Genomic DNA, 16,394 nt, shown 5'->3' with positions numbered 1-16,394 from the left:
GAGCTTGCTGACGAAAACAGCAAGCTCTATTTTTGATACAACTGCAATAAAAAGTTCCCGCCCAGCCCTGATAACCCTCCAGCCCAAGCCATTACAGCCGGACTTGCGGCACCGGGAAGCCAGATCGATAATAATCCCAATAATACCCCTACACCAATGCTTAGCAGATTTGACCATCTTTTTCTGATGACTCCCGTTTGGCGGATAGCCTTTACTACTAATGGGGTTATAATAGAGAAAAAAGTAAGGTACGTTACTAGTTCTTTACCAAAATCCATAAAATCTTCCCCCTTCCACTATTTATTTTAGCACCAATTCGGTGCGTTGTAAACAAACAGGTGCTATTTTTATACAAAAGTTTCCATTTTGGTGCTTTATATGTTATACTAACCTTAACAATCTATATAAGGAGCAACTATCATGGAACTGAATAAATATATTGGGAATAAAATCAGATTTTTTCGGGAAGAGAATGGTTACAGTCAGGAAAAACTGGCGCAGCTTCTCCGTACCAGCCGTCAAACAGTCAGCCGCTATGAAAATGGCGACCGCAAAGCCAGCCAAGATGTTTTATACGAATTAGCGCAATTATTCGGCAAAAGTATGGACGATTTTTTTCCGCCTCGAGAAATAGATTCGCCAAATAAAAATGGTTTGACGATAGCAGCTCATATCGATGATGACGTGACAGAGGAAGAATTGCGTGACATCCTTGCTTATATAGAGATGAAAAAAAGACTCCATCGCGGGAAGTGAGTTCAATTGTATGAAAAATTTGTAGCGCGGTATGGCAAAGAAATAACGATTCGAGAAGAACGTTTACCGACAAAACTTTCTGGACTCTTTTTGGATAATGTTATTTATATCAACAGTCTGCTAAGCGAACAAGAGAAAACAAGCACGCTGATCGAAGAAGTAATGCACGCCAAATATACTGTCGGCAATATTACCGAGCAGACAGACATCAGCCATCGGAAACAGGAAATGTTTGCTCGCAAGCGCAGCTACGAGTTTCTTATTCCGTTAGATGACATCATCGCCTGTTACTATGCTGGCTTTCATGAGTATTTCGAGGTTGCAGAACATTTGGGCGTTACCGAAGAATTCCTGAAAAAAACGGTCGATCACTATAAAAACAAATTCGGGACAAAGTGTTCGCACCGGGATTACAGCATTACATTTGGCAATACGATACGTGTCCAACAAAATAAAGCATGCAAAAAGTGATTTTTGCATGCTTTATTTTTATAATATATCAATTTTGATAATCTGGCTTCATATCCGTCAGAACGCTTTTTACATTTGATTGCGCAGACTGCTCCATTTGTCTATAAATATCGACATCGCGGATAAAAACTGCCTGCATATCTCCTTTGCGATCCACACGTTCTACATATCTGCCATGATCGAATACACGGTAATGACTTCGACTAGCCTCAGCAGTGTCCACCTGCTTCACATTTTTGACGATACCTCCATAGGTATCTTGCTTCCCACATGCTCCTAGAAGCAATGAGAGTACACCAAGCACTACAAGCAGTTTCTTCATTTTTACCTTACCCCTTATTCAGCAACTCGTGATTTCAAATATACTAAATCTTTGATCACGATCTTACGGTTGTTGATTTCAATGATATCAGCTTCCCTTAGTTCACGCATCATTCGATTAACACTATTTCGCGAACTGATTCCGCAAAAGCCGGCAATATCTTCATTAGTAATCGGAAAATCGATCAAGATCTTTTCATTGGATGCTACTCCGAATAGCTCTGCAAGTTCGCATAAAACTGCGCATAACGCTCCTTTTTTACCGTTCATGAGCATGGTTTGCAGTTTATACATATAAGCTTGCTGATTTTCACGGTAGTAATTTTTCACATAGGATTGTAGTTTTAAGTTGCGATTGACATCGCGCCAAAATTCCACTCGGTTCACGCGGTAGAGAAACGCCTCTTCTGATTCGACCCGGATGTTGAACGGAGCCGGAGTACGATTAGAAGTTTCGTCATTTATAATAGAAATGATTTCCCCAGGTCTTACATAAGCAAGATTGAATTCCCTGCCGTCTTTTAAAATCACACTTGTTTTGATGACGCCGCTCTTGAGCACATAGACATAACTATCCAACAAACCTCTATATGTCAGATATTCATGATACTCTTTTCTAACTACTTCCCATTTTTGACTTTCAAGGTATTCTTGAAAATAACGGTTCTGCATTTTGATCCAATCCTTTACTAAAAAATGTTTAGCCGTTTTTCATTAAAATCACGAGCTAAGTATAGCAATTAAATGATAACATAACTACCCTAAATAATATTACCAAATGGTAACAAAATCGCATACATTGTGAAAAACCAATCAATATAAAGCGGTAATAGCAACATTCACTTTGTGATATAAATAACAAGAGCCGTCACTTTCCTGTCATTTTAGCGTTAACAATTGATAACTTGATATCTCCTGATAATCAAAAAAACCGCAAGCTGTGATCTTCAGATCAGCACTTGCGGTTTTTTGATTTTATTTTATTTTATTTTATCAAAATGCGTAGCCATTGTTACAGCTTCTATTGCATCACTACTTGTAATCGTATAAACGCTTTTTCCTTCTTGCCAGCTAACTGTATTAGCATCTACGCGATTATTTTTCTCGGAATCCAATTTCATATCGCCGACTTCATGTGGGATCACAAGCGTTTCTTTTTCAAGTTTTGCTACTACTTCTTTCGCTAACGGCTCATAGTCACTTTTTCCGTCATTGATTGCATGGACCACGAAAGACCATCTGCCTTCATTCCAATTCAAGTATTTGTTCCCAGCGCCGGCATCTGGATATCCTTTGATGCCATGGCCTAAATCAACTGGCTTGCTACCAGTCGTTTGCGGGTCCGTATGTCCGACAGCTTGTTTCGCTTCATTATTCGTCGCATAAGTTTTTTTCGCTACTGTAGCAACTTCCGAAGCTGATTTGCCATCTTTCAGCTTGGCATTATTGATCGGGATCGGTTTATCACTTTCAAAAAATCGAACCTTATAATTACCTTGATCACCACTTGTTAATGCGGTTAGATGTTTACTATCAGAAGAAAGCGGGATCGTTGTTGGCAAATAAATATTCTTCGCTGCGATTTGTGTTTTCGTTGCAGCGATGACTTCTTTCGGTGTCAGTGTTTTAGACTTGTTGGTGCTGGTGTCACTTTTGGTGCTGCCTGTGTTGTTGCTATTCATCTTATCTGTTTGATCGTTCGATTTCTTTTGGCTATCTGTCGCTTCTTTCTTTTCCGTCATCTGCTTGTTATCTTTGGAAGTATCGCTAGTAGAACTGCTTCCACTTGAATTTCCTCCGCCGCAACCGGCAGCAACTAGTAAGAGCGCACCGAGTGTTAGGAAAATTGTCAACCATTTCTTCATATCTATCACCTCGATATTCGATACCCTTTAGAAATTTCACAAAACGTCGTTAGTAATTCGGATTCTCATCTGCTGCAAATTTGATATTCGCTGATTCTTTCGCACGCGTAACTACATCCATGACATTTAGACTATGTGCCAGTCGCTCAAGCATCTCTGCTTCATTTTGTTCGGAAAGAATGCGTTCAAAAGCAACAAACTCATCATACATACGGTGTTCATGATCTTTTACATCCACATGCACTTCTTCGCCTTTATTCGGCAAAAACTCGAACGAATCAACTACGCTTACCGTACCGTTGACATGGATCGTACCTGCATCGCCTTGGATATTCGCAGAAATAGGTGCTTTACTGTCTTTCGATCCAATACATACCGCTTTAAAGGACTCATAATCAAGAATCAAAATCCCAGAAGTATCGATTCCTTGAGCGATGTTAGCATAATATTGCACGCTTTTCGGTTTTCCAAACAGCCCAACGACGAAGTGGATGTTGTAGATATTAAGATCCATCAATGCGCCGCCTGACATTTCGCGGTTGAAAGCAGGTAAGATATTACCCGCTTTGAATGCATCGTAACGGGAGGAATATTGCGAGTAGTTTGCTTCAATGATCTTGATGTTCCCTAGCTCAGAAACTTTATCTTTGATCGCTAAAAAGTTCTTCATGTATTGATTGGTGATGGCTTCTAAAAGAAACGCTTGTTTCTCCCTTGCTAAATCAATTAATATTTCTAACTCTTGAACATTAGAAGTAAAAGGTTTCTCACAAATTACATTTTTTCCAGCTTCCAACGCTTGCTTTACATAACTAAAATGTAAATGATTGGGCAACGCTACATACACCGTATCAATAGATCCATCTGCTAAAAATGCTTCATAATCAGTATGGATCTTTGCAATGTTGTACCGTGTTTTCAAGTCTTCCAATTTCTCTAAACTCTTGGCTCTTCCATAAATTGCCGCCAGCTCGATTTTTGGGATAGAAGTAAAGACTGGAAGTAAATCATGGACGATCATTCCTGATCCAACGATTCCTAATTTCATGGCTATTTACACCCTTTCACGCCGTCTTCGAGAATGCGCATTTGTAATAATGTTTCTTCATCTTTCACTTGTTTTTCTTTTCCATTCACAATCGCCTCATATAGTCCATCATACACGCGACCATAGTCACCCTTTTCAGAAACAACTGTTTCCTCATGATAGACTCCGTTATCATCGACGTAAGTCAATACGCCGTAATGTTCCGGCAGATCAATTCCAAAATCAGCATTGTCGGGCATATAGAATAGTTTCAAATGTTCTTCTTGACGATCTTTCGTTTCTTTTACAAACGAACCTTTTTTACCATACACAACAAAACTTGGTCTTGCTTTCAAGCGGAAATAACTCGACTTGACAGACACTTTTAATTTGTCATAATAAAAATCTAAATCAAAGTAATCATTCATACGTCCTTCCCCAAGTAATTGTCGAACATCGTAATGAATATCGTCCGGTTTGCCAAAATAGCTCAATACTTGATCGATCGTATGACAGCCATGACCGTATAAATAACTATTGTAGAACTTGAATTCATGGGTAGATTCCGGTACTTCTGGGCGGAAGTAGTCGTAGTGCATCTCCACTTCTAGTAAATCGCCAAGTTTCCCGCTTTCGATCACCTTTTGGACGGTGAGAAAATCGGAATCAAAGCGGCGATTTTGGTAACATTGCACTAGCAGATCATGTGCTTTCGCATAAGCAAAAATCTCTTCTGCTTCCGCATATGTCATCATAAATGGCTTTTCTACCAGCACGTGTTTGCCGTGTTCCAAAACTTTCTTCGCGTACTCATAGTGTGACTGTTGCGTGGTCGAAACAACAATCAGTTGAATTTCCGGATCAATCAGCATTTCTTCCAAATCCGTTGTATAATGGATATGTTCATGCTTTTCCCACGCATCGTGATCTGGGTTGCGACGGTAGATCGTTTTTACCTTGATTGTGTCGCGTTCTAAAACGAAAGGCAAATGATAGCGATTCGTACTCTTTCCATTTCCAATATAACCGATAGTTAACATAAAAGTTCCCCCAATTTCATACTATTTATATATACATTATAAGTTTGTTTGCTCAAAAACGCTATTTTCCCCTTCTATCTATAGTTATTTAGGAAATTTAGTCCTGAATCACAGGCTTAAATAACATTTTTCTGCACAAAAAGTTCAATATTCACTCGAAAGGAGCCCTTTTGATGCTGCTGCAAAAAATCAAAACAATGACTAATTTTACCAATACTGAAAAAGTGATCGCTGACTACATTCTTGCAAACACAGCTAATATGGAGCAACTGACCATTCAAGAATTAGCTCGAAAAACCTATACGTCACATGCTTCGATTATTCGTTTCACCAGAAAACTAGGCTTAGATGGATTTAAGTCCTTTAAAATCGAATTATTGAAAACGAATCAGCAAGAAAATCACGTTCTCTCAGAGATCAATCCAAATATCCCTTTTGAGCATGACGATTCTATTCTTAAAATCAGTCGTGAAATGATGGAACTCACTCAGCAAACCATTACCGAGAGCTACCATTTGCTAGACGAGCAAATGCTTTTTCGAGCTACGCGACAATTGTACGATGCCAAACGTATTTTTTTGTTTGCCCTAGGAGATTCTCAGATTCGCGCAGAAAGTTTTCAAAATAAGCTTTGGAAAATCAACCAATATGCCATCTTGGCTACAGACCGTTCAGAATGGGCCGTCCACACAGCAAATATCACAAGCGAAGATTGTGCTCTGTTTATTAGTTACGATGCTAAGTCGCCGCATGACATCACAGCTGCAGAATGGTTAAAATCTCGTGGCGTGCCGATTATTTTGCTTACTTCTCATATCACAAGTAAACTTAGTAAAATTGCGGATATTTGTATTGCCGTGCCGAACTTAGAAGATAAATCAGAACTAAAGATCGCCACCTTCGCTTCACAAATAGCCTTCGATTATATTCTGAATGTTATTTTCTCGACGCTCTATCAAATCGATTACGAGAAAAACAAGGACTATCAAACCCTAAATCAGCAATTTTTAAGTGATAATAATGCTTGATTTATTTCCCGAGAAATAATAGCTTGAAAGGAGAAGCTGATGCTCCCTAAGAAAAAGATCTTTTCGTGGTTCATAAGTATTGTGTCTCTTGGTATGTTGCTACTTATCCTGCTTCAATTACTAGCAATTATCGATTTATCCATAAGAAGCGGTGAACTGTTGGCTGCCTGCTTTTTGCTACTTGTGTTCCTATTCCTCACTGTATCTTTGCGGCCACAAAAAAAAGAGCCCTCTGTCTATTATCGACCCAAGCCGCTCGTATATACTAAAGCACTTGAGATCATCGAAATAAACAGCTGGCTATATACGTTTTATAAAACATCAGACAGCATTTATATCATGCAGCTCTATTTCAGCGAGCATACAGAATATGTACAAGTAGATACGTACCGTTGTTATTATTTCCATGCTTCGGAAATTCGCGAAAAGCTGAACACTCGTTCATTAACAGCATTAGCACTTGCCATCCAAGCCGAACCAAATACATACAAATGGAAAGAACTAGCCATTACTTTACAAATACATGGCCGACAAGTTGACTATTTTATGCAGACCTGTCTATTCGCAGATGATGCTGAACATTTGTATACTAATCTACCAGATAAATAGCTTTTATTCCCGCATTTTACGGCGGGTTTCTTTTTCAATCGTCGAAACGATCCAATTGCCAATAATGATTCCTCCGAAAAAAATAACACCACAATAAAAGATGCCTAGTAAAATATCCCAGTTTCCTTCAACATTCGGAAATAGACTATATGAAATTGCTCCAAAAATGTGGAATAACACCCAAATAAAGATAATACTTAATAAATAACGAAAAATCCGAACCACTTTACCCATCCCTTTTTAGTTTTATATTTTGAAGCTCTTTCTATGGCTTAGCTGCTGCTGCCAAACGTCTTGTTTCTTTCCGATAAGTCGTTGGAGAAACTTTTTTCTTAGCGGAAAATTGCTTAATAAAATAGGTTTCATACCCAAAGCCAGTCGAAGCCGCAATCTCATTTACAGTTAACCCTGTATGTGTCAAAAGATCTGCAGCAACTTTCAATCGGTAATTCAACAAATAAGCCATAGCAGTGCAGCCAAAACGCTCGCGAAATTTTCGATTTAAAGTCACACGGTTTGAATTCGTTAACTCTGTAAGCTCCACTAACGTTATTTTTTTTCGATAATTTGTATGGATATAGCTCAATAGCTGGTCTAAGTAGACTTGTTCTTCCCTGTTACTCGTTTCCTCTAACAGATATAAAAATTGAATGAGATATTTTTTGATACGACAGACCCATAAAGAGTCGCTTTTCGCAAAAACTTCCGTACCCATTACAAAGAAATACTCTAATAACTGCGTGTAGACCGCGTTTGATGCATGATAAACACCTGAATGGCGGGAATCTCGTTTAAAAAGGATCGATCCTGTCTTGATTTCAGGAGCCATAGAAAATGTCTCATTTTTTTGTGAAAGCTGTATGGTTTTTAAAAAGGAAGGCTCAAACCGAAAGGAGGCCGCTGCCAATTCGGCGGAAGAAATGAAAGCAAAGCTGTCTTGATTGGTTAGGCAAAGTATATCTCCCTTTCGCAATTTCATGGAAACTTGGTTTAATGATATCTCCAGCTTCCCATTTGTTATAAAAAGAATCCTGTATTCCTCTTCCTCCCACACAAATTGGCAACTTTCTGCAGCAGTAAAATCAATGGGCACATTTCTTTTTTTATAAGGATCGAACTGCATGTTTCCACCTCTTAACAAAAAGTATAATAAAAAACATCTTTTTGTTTATTGTATCATAACCGCTTTGCTTTAGAATGGATTTATATACCATTACCGAGGAGTGATAGAAGTGAACATGGAAGTTTTCAAAATCAGTATCACCGATGATGTGCTAGCGGATCTGCGGCATAGACTTGAGCTTGTTCGCTGGCCTAGCCAGTTAGAAGCGATTGGCTGGGAGCAAGGTACAGAACGACATTTCCTGCAAAAACTGACCGATTATTGGTTGAACGACTACGATTGGCGAAAGCAAGAAGCACTATTGAATCAGTTCCAGCAATATAAGACAACGATCGACGGTCTATCCATTCATTTTGTGTATGAAAAAGGGCAGACTTCCCGGCGCATCCCACTCATTTTGACTCATGGCTGGCCCGATAGTTATCTGCGCTATCAAAAAGTGATTCCACTTTTGACGAATCCCCGACGTTATGGAATCGAATCTGATCTATCTTTCGATGTCATCGTCCCTTCTATGCCGGGATTCGGTTTTTCAGAAGCTCCCAAGCAAGCAGGATTTAATAACGCCAGCGTAGCGGATCTTTGGGTAAAATTAATGACAGAAACATTGGGATATGAAAAATTTGTTGCTAGTGGCGGAGATATGGGTTCGGGGGTCACACGTTACCTTGCTGCAAAATATTCGGAACAGCTTTTAGGCATTCATTTGACAGATGTAGGACTGATCCAAGCACTTATTCAAAAGAGCGGGAGTCAGATAGAAAACAAATCTGAGCAAACTTATGTCGAGACCGTTTCAAAGTGGTTGCGCGATGAGGCGGGATATATGGCGATCCAATCGACCAAACCACAAACGCTGGCTTATGGTTTAAGCGATTCGCCAGTTGGTCTTGCAGGATGGCTGCTAGAAAAATATCGTAGCTGGAGTGATTGTGATGGCGACTTGAGAAAACGTTTTTCTAACGATGAGTTTCTCACCCATGTAATGATTTATTGGGTCACGAATACGATTGCGTCTTCTATCCGGATGTATGACGCCAATAGCCATACACTTCCCAAGCTTGGAACTATAACCATTCCTACAGCTATTTCTCTATTTTCCGCTGATATCAATTTACCTCCCAAAGCATGGGTCGAGCGAGCTTTCAATGTGCAGCAATGGTCGGTAAATCCCAAGGGCGGTCATTTTACCGCATTTGAGGAGCCAGAATGGTTTTCTAAAGAACTTTTCCGATTTGCCAAAACTTTATAAAGCGCCGTTATTCAAAAGACAAAGCCACGTTTTCATTAAGTATGATATAGTAATATTATTACTGATAGGAAAGGACTTTGACTATGGCGATCCCATTTTTGATCTTATTATTGCTGTTTGCTATCAGCTACATTTTTCTAGTGAAAAATCAGAAAGGAAATATTAATGAGACTTATAAAAAAGTCCTACTGATCATCAATATTTTTTGCGTTCTTTTATTCCTATTTTATATCTTTACAGCTGCTTAAAGGTTATTTGTGACTACATGCATGCTCTTACTAAATAAAAACGACATAAAGGAGTCGATCAAATGAATATTCGATTACAACCAGTTTCTCCTCCGAAAACAGATGCTTTACTAACTCCCATTAACCTAACAAACGAAACGCTTTTGCACCGCAAGCAAAACCTAATGACTGCTATGCGGGAGCAGCATGTTGATTCCGTAATAATCTACGCTGACCGCGAACACGGCGACAACTTTGAATACTTTACTGGATTCGTCCCGCGCTTCGAGGAAGCGCTCTTGATTGTTCATCAAAGCGGCAAAGCTTATGTACTTCTTGGTAATGAAAATATGAAAATGGCAGCTTACTCGCGAATCGACGTAGAAGCTATCCATGTCCCTTTCTTCTCGTTGCCAAATCAGCCTATGAAAGACGATGCACGCTTAGAAGATTATTTCCAAGCCGCCGATATTTCAACAGGAAAAAAAGTTGGGGTAATTGGTTGGAAGCTGTTCACTTCCACATCCTACCAAAACCAATATTTATTTGATCTTCCTTATTATTTGATCGATACATTAAAACACTTGGAGATCGAACTGTTCAATTTCAGCGAGGTACTGATCTCCCCTGAGAAAGGCATTCGGACAGTCAACAATGCTAACGAGATCGCTCACTTTGAATATGGTGCTGCACTCGCTGGCAGAAGTCTGCTCGATGCGCTTGATCATATCGATCTAGGAAAAACAGAAATAGAAATAGCTGGTCTCTTGGCTAGCGGCGGGCAACCACAGACGGTAACTACAATCTGCGCTACTGGCGATCGTTTTACTGATGCCGTTGTTTATCCGCGCAACAAAGCCATTCAGCTGGGTGATAAAATGTCACTTACCATCGGCTTCAAAGGCGGACTATCGAGTCGATCTGCCTATGCTGTTTCTACCGCTTCCGAATTACCGGTAAAGGAACAAGACTATGTAGCTAAAGTGGTTACGCCTTATTTCCGCGCCCTTGCTACTTGGCTGCAAACGATCCAAATAGGCATCAGTGGCGACTTTCTCTATCAAAACATCCAAACCGTTCTTCCTCAAGAAGACTTCCACTGGGAGCTGAATCCCGGACATTTTACAGCAACCGAAGAATGGCTAGCGTCTCCGTTTTATCCAGGTTCCACATGCACTGTAAAAAGTGGCCAAATTTTCCAAATCGATATTATTCCAAGTGTAGCTGGTTTTGCAGGTGTTAGTGCAGAAGAAGGCATAGCGATCGCCGATAAAGATCTACGGACAGAGATCCAGACAGATTATCCACTTGTGTGGGAGCGTATAATGCGGCGACGCAACTATTTAAAAAAGGAACTTGGTATCGAATTATCCGAAGAGATCCTTCCGATGAGTGATACACTTGCTTACTATCGCCCTTATTTATTAGATAAAACGGCAGCTATGGTTTTCAAGTAGTGCATTTTAACGCCTAATAAAAAAACGAGCTGACTGGTTACTTCATCAGCTCGTTTTTTTGATTTTCATTTTAGCGTTTATCCACTGTTATCCTAATACCAGCGGTTTATCGATCATCGGCATAGCAGGACATTTTTCAAAACACTTACTAAGACACCATCTGTTCGTTCACATAATCTGCATACAGCTCGTGACTTTGCAGTAATTCTGCATGTGTGCCCTTACCAGTTACGGTTCCTTTTTCAATGAAATAGATTTGATCCGCATCGACAATTGTAGAAAGGCGGTGAGCGATCACTAATGTTGTCCGGCCTACCATCAAGTGTTCCAGTGCCCGTTGCACTTTTTCTTCTGATTGTGAATCCAGACTCGCTGTGGCTTCATCCAGCATCAGAATCTTTGGATCTCTTAAAAAGGCGCGCGCGATCGCAAGGCGTTGCTTTTGCCCGCCTGACAGTTTCACACCGCGTTCCCCGATTTCCGTGTCTAATTGATCTGAAAATTCGCGGACAAATTGATCTGCGTAGGCAAGCGATAATCCTTCCCATAACTCATCGTCGGATAAAATTCGTTCGAGGCCATATTGTAGATTATCACGGATACTTCCTGCAAAAACGGCACTATCTTGGGAGACATAGCCGATCTGCGAGCGCCAGCTAGTCAAATCGACATCCTGGATATCTTGATCTCCGACTTTGATTGTTCCATCTACTGGTGGATAAAACCGCTCTAATAAGGAAAAGATCGTTGATTTACCGCCACCACTCGGTCCAGCAAAAGCAATTACCGTATTCGGCTTGGCCTCAAAAGAAACATTTTTCAAAATAGGACGTTCTGGTGTATAGCTGAAAGAGAGATTTTCTGCTTTGATCGTATTTCCGACAACATCGATATTTTTGCCGGATTTGGCAGGTTCCAATTCAGTATCTAAGATTTCTTGGATTCTTTCTGTAGAACCCATTGCTTTTTGTACTTGCGAGAAGAATGTCGCAAAACTCATAGCAGGCGCAAGGATGTTAAACAGATACAGCAAGAAAGCAACTAGCGCACCACTTGTCAGCGTTCCTGCTTGAACCCGAACAGCACCATAACCCAGCACTCCGACGAATAATCCCAACATCGTTGTCATCATGATCGGCTGCAAAACTGCTTCGACTTTAGCATCCTTGATCCCTAGTGTAAAAATCTTATGAATGATCTTTCCCCCCGTCGTCCGCTCAAACTCCTCACCATTACTAGCTTTGATCAAGCGAACTTCCGACAATTTTTCGCTGACATCAGCATTAAAATCGGCAATTGCGGATTGAAGCTGTCTACCGATCCGGGACATGATCTTTCCGATCGGTACGATGATAAGCGCAATCAAAGGAATCGCGCCAAACATGATGGCAGCCATTTTCCAGTCCATCCAGAATAAAATGATCATCGAACCAACTAATTGGATCGCACCAGTTACAAAGTTAGGAAATTGCGATGTCACCAGTTCCTTGATAACGCTCGTATCATTGACCAAGCGGGAACTGCTTTCACCGGATTTATGATTGTCAAAGTAACCAACAGGCAATTTCAGTAAATGCTTCCATAGCTTTTCGCGTAGTGTCTTGACCGCACTCTCTCCCACATAGCGCAGAAGATAGCCACCGATCGTACCAAAGCCGAGCTGGATAACAAACGCCAAAATCAATACTGCCAGCATTTTACCGTCGATTTTGGATAAGCCGCTCGTATCGACCAATCCTTTTGTCAATTGCGGTACGATCAAACTTGCTCCGCTTGTCACTAGACTCAAAATCATCCCGAACACAAATAGTGATTTTTTAGGATTCACGCTATTGATCAATTGAATAAAGTTTTTAAATTTAAATTTTTTTGTTGCTGCTGGTCTTTCTTCCAACAACACCGCTTCTCTTTCCATAATGCTTTCCTCCTCTTCCAACAGCACGTCAGAAGTTTCCTATAATCGTGTTTATATTTGGCGTTCTAATCATTTTCGGGTTTGTTTCCTCTACGCCAAAAGCCATGTGGAAACTCTCTACCGAAACCTCGAGGACGACCGCCGCCATCCCGATGAAAATCTCGCATCGCATGCGCCATTTCTTCTTGCATTTCTCTTATTTTATCTGGATCCATATCATCTTGATGATCGCTCAAATAGTTCATAAATGATTCTCGCATCGACTGGATCTTCTCAATATCTTCCGGCGACATTTTTTGCAAATTATCAGCGAAACGATTATGGAATGGTCGCTCCATTTTTCTCATCTTTTTAAGAACTTCCGGATCCATATTTTCAAAGCCTTCAAAAAAAGAATCTCGGAATTCTTGGATTTTTTGGAAACGATCCATTGGGTCTGTAAAGCGCTTTGCACTCTCTTTAAAATCTGCGTCCCATCCTTCTGCGACCTTTTCTAAGCTTGTGTGAAACGCTTGTTGTTCCGCTTCCGTCAGCCCTGCAAAAAAGGCTTCGCTGTGATTAGCTTCTTTTAAAGAGGCATTTTTTTCTGCTTTCTCACGACCTTGATCCGTCAGATGGATTCGTTTGATCCGTTTATCTGTCTCATCTTCTAACCGGACGATATCCCCTGCAGCTTCCATTTTTTTCACTAATTCTGCGATAGAACTAGGGCGTAGATCTAACAATTCTGCTAAAAAACTTTGCTTCATCCCGTCTTCCATCTTTAAAATTGCCAGCACACGTTGCTGTCCCGTAAGTCTTTGTTTATTCTGCTTCATAAAAGCATTACCTGCATCACTGATAAACCGCAATTGTTTCATTAGTTCATCTGTAAAACTACTCATATCAGAACCCTCATTTCTAATTTTCAACTATTACTTCGGTACCGAACTTTATTACATGAGTTATTATAGTTCGGTACCGAAGTATTTGTCAACAGTTTTGATAAATTTTTTTATAAAAAAAAACGCCCCTATGGTAGCAGGCGCTTTTTCACGGCACAATTAGTTAGATTTAACATACTGTGTACGCTGTCTGTGATCCTTATCCGGCAACAATCGTACATTCGGATAATGACCTTGCAAAACCTCACGGCGAAAACGATTACCCGCCATGACACGGTCTCCGATATAGATTTTTTCCCATGCTTCCTCGCCGTAAAGTTCTGGTAGCGAGAAGGTGCTTTTATCAGGGAGTGTGTCTAACTCCTTGTCAATGATTTGAAAAAAATCGCGAAGTACTTCTTTCATCCTCATAGGCCTCCTCCTGCTTATTAACGAAACAACTGCTTAAACCGATTACTGTTGTTCACAATCTTCAAAACGACCATTGTGATCAGACCCGCAACGATTGCTTCCGGAACGCCGTTGATAGCAATAATAGAAATAATTGCTCCATACACTTCCTTGATCGGAATGTTTTGCACTTTCGCATACGCATTCCCAAAGAAGAAATAGATTCCCGCCATAACCAGCACCGTATTGATCAAAGATCCAGCGATCCCCGCCAGCAAATAAGCAACGCTAGGTTTACGGGACTTGAATAACCGAGCAAAAAAGCGGTAAAAATAAAACGGCAAGATCCCGACTAACAGCCGTGGAAGAAAACAGATCAGCAAAGCCAATAAGCTACCGTGTGTCAGACCCGGGATCGGTATAAATGGCGAAAACACAAATGATAGAAGCGCCGGCGAGATCGTGTTGCTGATCAAACTGGTGGCACCAAAAACAACACCCAAGATCGCCCCTCTTTTTGGTCCCAATAAGATAGAACCAATGATAACAGGGATATGGATGATCGTTGCTTTAATGATGCCCAAAGGAATAAATCCCAAAGGTGTGAATGCTAATAATAATATAATACCGGTAAATACTGCTAGTAGTGTGATATCTTTACTTTTAGACATATGAGAATGTCCTTTCTTGATTTTTTATACAGTTCGGAAAACTATATCTGGAATACCAAACTTTTTTACAGATAATAAATAATCATACTGATAACAGCCATCGCCTCTCCCTCATTGATATAAGCGTGCTCAGAATCGGCGTCAAACTTTATTGCATCTCCTTTTTTTAGTTGGTGGTTCCTGCCAGCTACTTCAAGTTTCAGACTTCCTTCATATACCATTAAGTATTCTTGACTTCCGTCTAAATGCGGCTCTGATCGTAGTACAGCACCTGCATCCATCTCTACTGTAAACCATTCGAAGTTAACTTTCCGGTCAAACGGAAAATAAGGATACACACGGTATTTTTGATCATCTTCCGACACAAAGTCTATTTTTTCCTTATGGATGACCTTAACTTGCGGTAAATCGTCATCTACTAAAACACTAAATGAAATATTCAGCCCATTAGCAATTTTCCATAACGTATTGATTGTAGGTACGACTTTCCCTTTTTCAATTTCATTAAGAGCTGTCGTACTAACAGTAGTTAACTCAGAAAGTTTTTTTAATGTGATACCCTGCTTTTTTCGAAGCGCTTTTAAATTACGCGCCACTGTCATATGTATATCATTCATCCTTGATCCGCTCCTTAGGAAAAACAAATTTGACTATCCTTCTTAAAGGAATTATAATCCTATTTATAGGATGTGACTTAAATTGACTATTTTACTGACATTATTTTATGCTTTTTTTATGAGTTTTACACCAGGACCAAATAATATTCTCGCCATGCGCTATGCAACTAGCCTAGGTATGAAGCCTACTTTGCGATTTTTAGTAGGAATCGGTGCCGGTTTTTTAACTTTATCTATTTTCAGCCTGTTTTTTAATACTTTTTTATTAACTATAACACCGGTTTTCTATGTCATTTTAAAGTTAGTAGGTTTTCTGTATTTACTATACTTGGCTTACCAAATGATGTTTACAGCACATAAATCTAAGCAAACGACTGAAAAGCACCCGACATTCTTACAAGGATACATACTCCAATTTTTAAATCCAAAAACGATTTTATATGTTGTAACAGCCATGGGAACCTATGTCATTCCACATACAGTACATTATCTCGCATTGATCTTATGGGTCGCTGTCATTGCTTTGCTAGGTTTTCTTGCTTCTTATACATGGGCCTTTCTAGGATGCAAGATTTGTCGGTTTTTAGTGAAACACGAGCATGCGTTTAATTTGATTATGTCTATTATTTTGGTTATTTTAGCCGTGGAAATTTTATTTTCTTAATGTTATTTTACCATAATAGCCACTTAATGCTAAATGAATGATACACTTCCTATATTGAGAAGTAAAACCCTTGTCTG

21 protein-coding genes are annotated in these 16,394 nt (G+C 39.9%); 8 read left to right on the top strand and 13 right to left on the bottom strand.

Annotation, left to right across the window (positions count from 1 at the left end):
• Positions 1 to 26: 26 nt before the first annotated feature.
• Entirely contained in the window at positions 27 to 278 is a 252-nt protein-coding gene (locus EL241_RS00335) for a holin (RefSeq protein ID WP_003756668.1), read from the bottom strand.
• A 142-nt stretch (positions 279 to 420) separates the two neighbouring features.
• Here EL241_RS00335 and EL241_RS00330 point away from each other — a divergent pair, with 142 nt between their 5' ends.
• Complete coding sequence (locus tag EL241_RS00330; RefSeq protein ID WP_036105188.1) at positions 421 to 756, top strand: helix-turn-helix transcriptional regulator; 336 nt, start codon at positions 421 to 423, stop codon at positions 754 to 756.
• A gap of 6 nt (positions 757 to 762) precedes the next feature.
• Positions 763 to 1,227 carry an ImmA/IrrE family metallo-endopeptidase gene (locus EL241_RS00325; RefSeq protein ID WP_003756672.1) on the top strand — a complete coding sequence of 155 codons (465 nt, stop codon included), beginning with the start codon at positions 763 to 765 and terminating at the stop codon, positions 1,225 to 1,227.
• A 28-nt stretch (positions 1,228 to 1,255) separates the two neighbouring features.
• On the opposite strand, the gene EL241_RS00320 is transcribed toward EL241_RS00325, so the two are convergent.
• The 5 genes from EL241_RS00320 to EL241_RS00300 all read right to left on the bottom strand — a co-directional run bounded on the left by EL241_RS00320 (position 1,256) and on the right by EL241_RS00300 (position 5,480).
• Positions 1,256 to 1,549, bottom strand: a complete 294-nt coding sequence (locus EL241_RS00320; protein ID WP_036105189.1) for a hypothetical protein — start codon at positions 1,547 to 1,549, stop codon at positions 1,256 to 1,258.
• Between the two features lie 14 nt (positions 1,550 to 1,563).
• Entirely contained in the window at positions 1,564 to 2,220 is a 657-nt protein-coding gene (locus EL241_RS00315; RefSeq protein ID WP_036105191.1) for a Crp/Fnr family transcriptional regulator, read from the bottom strand.
• 308 nt (positions 2,221 to 2,528) lie between these two features.
• Positions 2,529 to 3,413: a hypothetical protein gene (locus EL241_RS00310; protein ID WP_036105193.1), complete on the bottom strand. Its 885-nt coding sequence runs from the start codon at positions 3,411 to 3,413 to the stop codon at positions 2,529 to 2,531.
• A gap of 49 nt (positions 3,414 to 3,462) precedes the next feature.
• Positions 3,463 to 4,461, bottom strand: coding sequence for a Gfo/Idh/MocA family protein (locus EL241_RS00305; RefSeq protein ID WP_036105194.1), 999 nt, complete (start codon positions 4,459 to 4,461; stop codon positions 3,463 to 3,465).
• Between the two features lie 2 nt (positions 4,462 to 4,463).
• A complete protein-coding gene (locus EL241_RS00300) occupies positions 4,464 to 5,480 on the bottom strand; it encodes an oxidoreductase (protein ID WP_036105195.1) in 1,017 nt (338 codons plus the stop codon).
• Between the two features lie 173 nt (positions 5,481 to 5,653).
• On the opposite strand from EL241_RS00300, the gene EL241_RS00295 reads away from it, so the two are divergent.
• Both EL241_RS00295 and EL241_RS00290 read left to right on the top strand, forming a co-directional pair.
• A complete protein-coding gene (locus tag EL241_RS00295; RefSeq protein ID WP_052009119.1) occupies positions 5,654 to 6,508 on the top strand; it encodes a MurR/RpiR family transcriptional regulator in 855 nt (284 codons plus the stop codon).
• A gap of 39 nt (positions 6,509 to 6,547) precedes the next feature.
• Positions 6,548 to 7,117, top strand: coding sequence for a hypothetical protein (locus tag EL241_RS00290; RefSeq protein ID WP_003756684.1), 570 nt, complete (start codon positions 6,548 to 6,550; stop codon positions 7,115 to 7,117).
• 3 nt (positions 7,118 to 7,120) lie between these two features.
• Here EL241_RS00290 and EL241_RS00285 read toward each other — a convergent pair whose 3' ends face one another.
• Together EL241_RS00285 and EL241_RS00280 are read right to left on the bottom strand one after the other, a co-directional pair.
• Positions 7,121 to 7,342, bottom strand: coding sequence for a hypothetical protein (locus EL241_RS00285; RefSeq protein WP_126320247.1), 222 nt, complete (start codon positions 7,340 to 7,342; stop codon positions 7,121 to 7,123).
• Positions 7,343 to 7,382: 40 nt separating this feature from the next.
• Positions 7,383 to 7,946 carry a helix-turn-helix domain-containing protein gene (locus tag EL241_RS00280; RefSeq protein ID WP_170166128.1) on the bottom strand — a complete coding sequence of 188 codons (564 nt, stop codon included), beginning with the start codon at positions 7,944 to 7,946 and terminating at the stop codon, positions 7,383 to 7,385.
• A 409-nt stretch (positions 7,947 to 8,355) separates the two neighbouring features.
• Between EL241_RS00280 and EL241_RS00275 the strand changes: the two genes are divergently transcribed.
• The 3 genes from EL241_RS00275 (at position 8,356) to EL241_RS00270 (ending at position 11,176) form a co-directional block, all read left to right on the top strand.
• Entirely contained in the window at positions 8,356 to 9,492 is a 1,137-nt protein-coding gene (locus EL241_RS00275; RefSeq protein WP_324603466.1) for an epoxide hydrolase family protein, read from the top strand.
• Positions 9,493 to 9,575: 83 nt separating this feature from the next.
• Complete coding sequence (locus tag EL241_RS13585) at positions 9,576 to 9,740, top strand: hypothetical protein (RefSeq protein WP_003756690.1); 165 nt, start codon at positions 9,576 to 9,578, stop codon at positions 9,738 to 9,740.
• A gap of 62 nt (positions 9,741 to 9,802) precedes the next feature.
• Positions 9,803 to 11,176, top strand: a complete 1,374-nt coding sequence (locus EL241_RS00270; protein ID WP_036105207.1) for a M24 family metallopeptidase — start codon at positions 9,803 to 9,805, stop codon at positions 11,174 to 11,176.
• A gap of 148 nt (positions 11,177 to 11,324) precedes the next feature.
• Here EL241_RS00270 and EL241_RS00265 read toward each other — a convergent pair whose 3' ends face one another.
• The 5 genes from EL241_RS00265 to EL241_RS00245 all read right to left on the bottom strand — a co-directional run bounded on the left by EL241_RS00265 (position 11,325) and on the right by EL241_RS00245 (position 15,653).
• A complete protein-coding gene (locus tag EL241_RS00265; RefSeq protein WP_126320244.1) occupies positions 11,325 to 13,091 on the bottom strand; it encodes an ABC transporter ATP-binding protein in 1,767 nt (588 codons plus the stop codon).
• Between the two features lie 65 nt (positions 13,092 to 13,156).
• Positions 13,157 to 13,975, bottom strand: a complete 819-nt coding sequence (locus EL241_RS00260) for a MarR family winged helix-turn-helix transcriptional regulator (RefSeq protein ID WP_003756696.1) — start codon at positions 13,973 to 13,975, stop codon at positions 13,157 to 13,159.
• A gap of 159 nt (positions 13,976 to 14,134) precedes the next feature.
• Positions 14,135 to 14,380, bottom strand: coding sequence for a single-stranded DNA-binding protein (locus EL241_RS00255; protein WP_036105209.1), 246 nt, complete (start codon positions 14,378 to 14,380; stop codon positions 14,135 to 14,137).
• 23 nt (positions 14,381 to 14,403) lie between these two features.
• Complete coding sequence (locus EL241_RS00250; protein ID WP_126320243.1) at positions 14,404 to 15,036, bottom strand: ECF transporter S component; 633 nt, start codon at positions 15,034 to 15,036, stop codon at positions 14,404 to 14,406.
• Between the two features lie 65 nt (positions 15,037 to 15,101).
• Positions 15,102 to 15,653: a helix-turn-helix domain-containing protein gene (locus tag EL241_RS00245; RefSeq protein WP_232020836.1), complete on the bottom strand. Its 552-nt coding sequence runs from the start codon at positions 15,651 to 15,653 to the stop codon at positions 15,102 to 15,104.
• Positions 15,654 to 15,735: 82 nt separating this feature from the next.
• Between EL241_RS00245 and EL241_RS00240 the strand changes: the two genes are divergently transcribed.
• Positions 15,736 to 16,317: a LysE family translocator gene (locus tag EL241_RS00240; protein ID WP_052009123.1), complete on the top strand. Its 582-nt coding sequence runs from the start codon at positions 15,736 to 15,738 to the stop codon at positions 16,315 to 16,317.
• The last annotated feature ends 77 nt before the right edge of the window (positions 16,318 to 16,394 follow it).

The organism is Listeria grayi, from assembly GCF_900638015.1.
GTDB lineage: Bacteria > Bacillota > Bacilli > Lactobacillales > Listeriaceae > Listeria > Listeria grayi.
The sequence above is the reverse complement of the archived record's forward strand: the minus strand, read 5'-3'. Positions and strand labels throughout refer to the sequence as shown.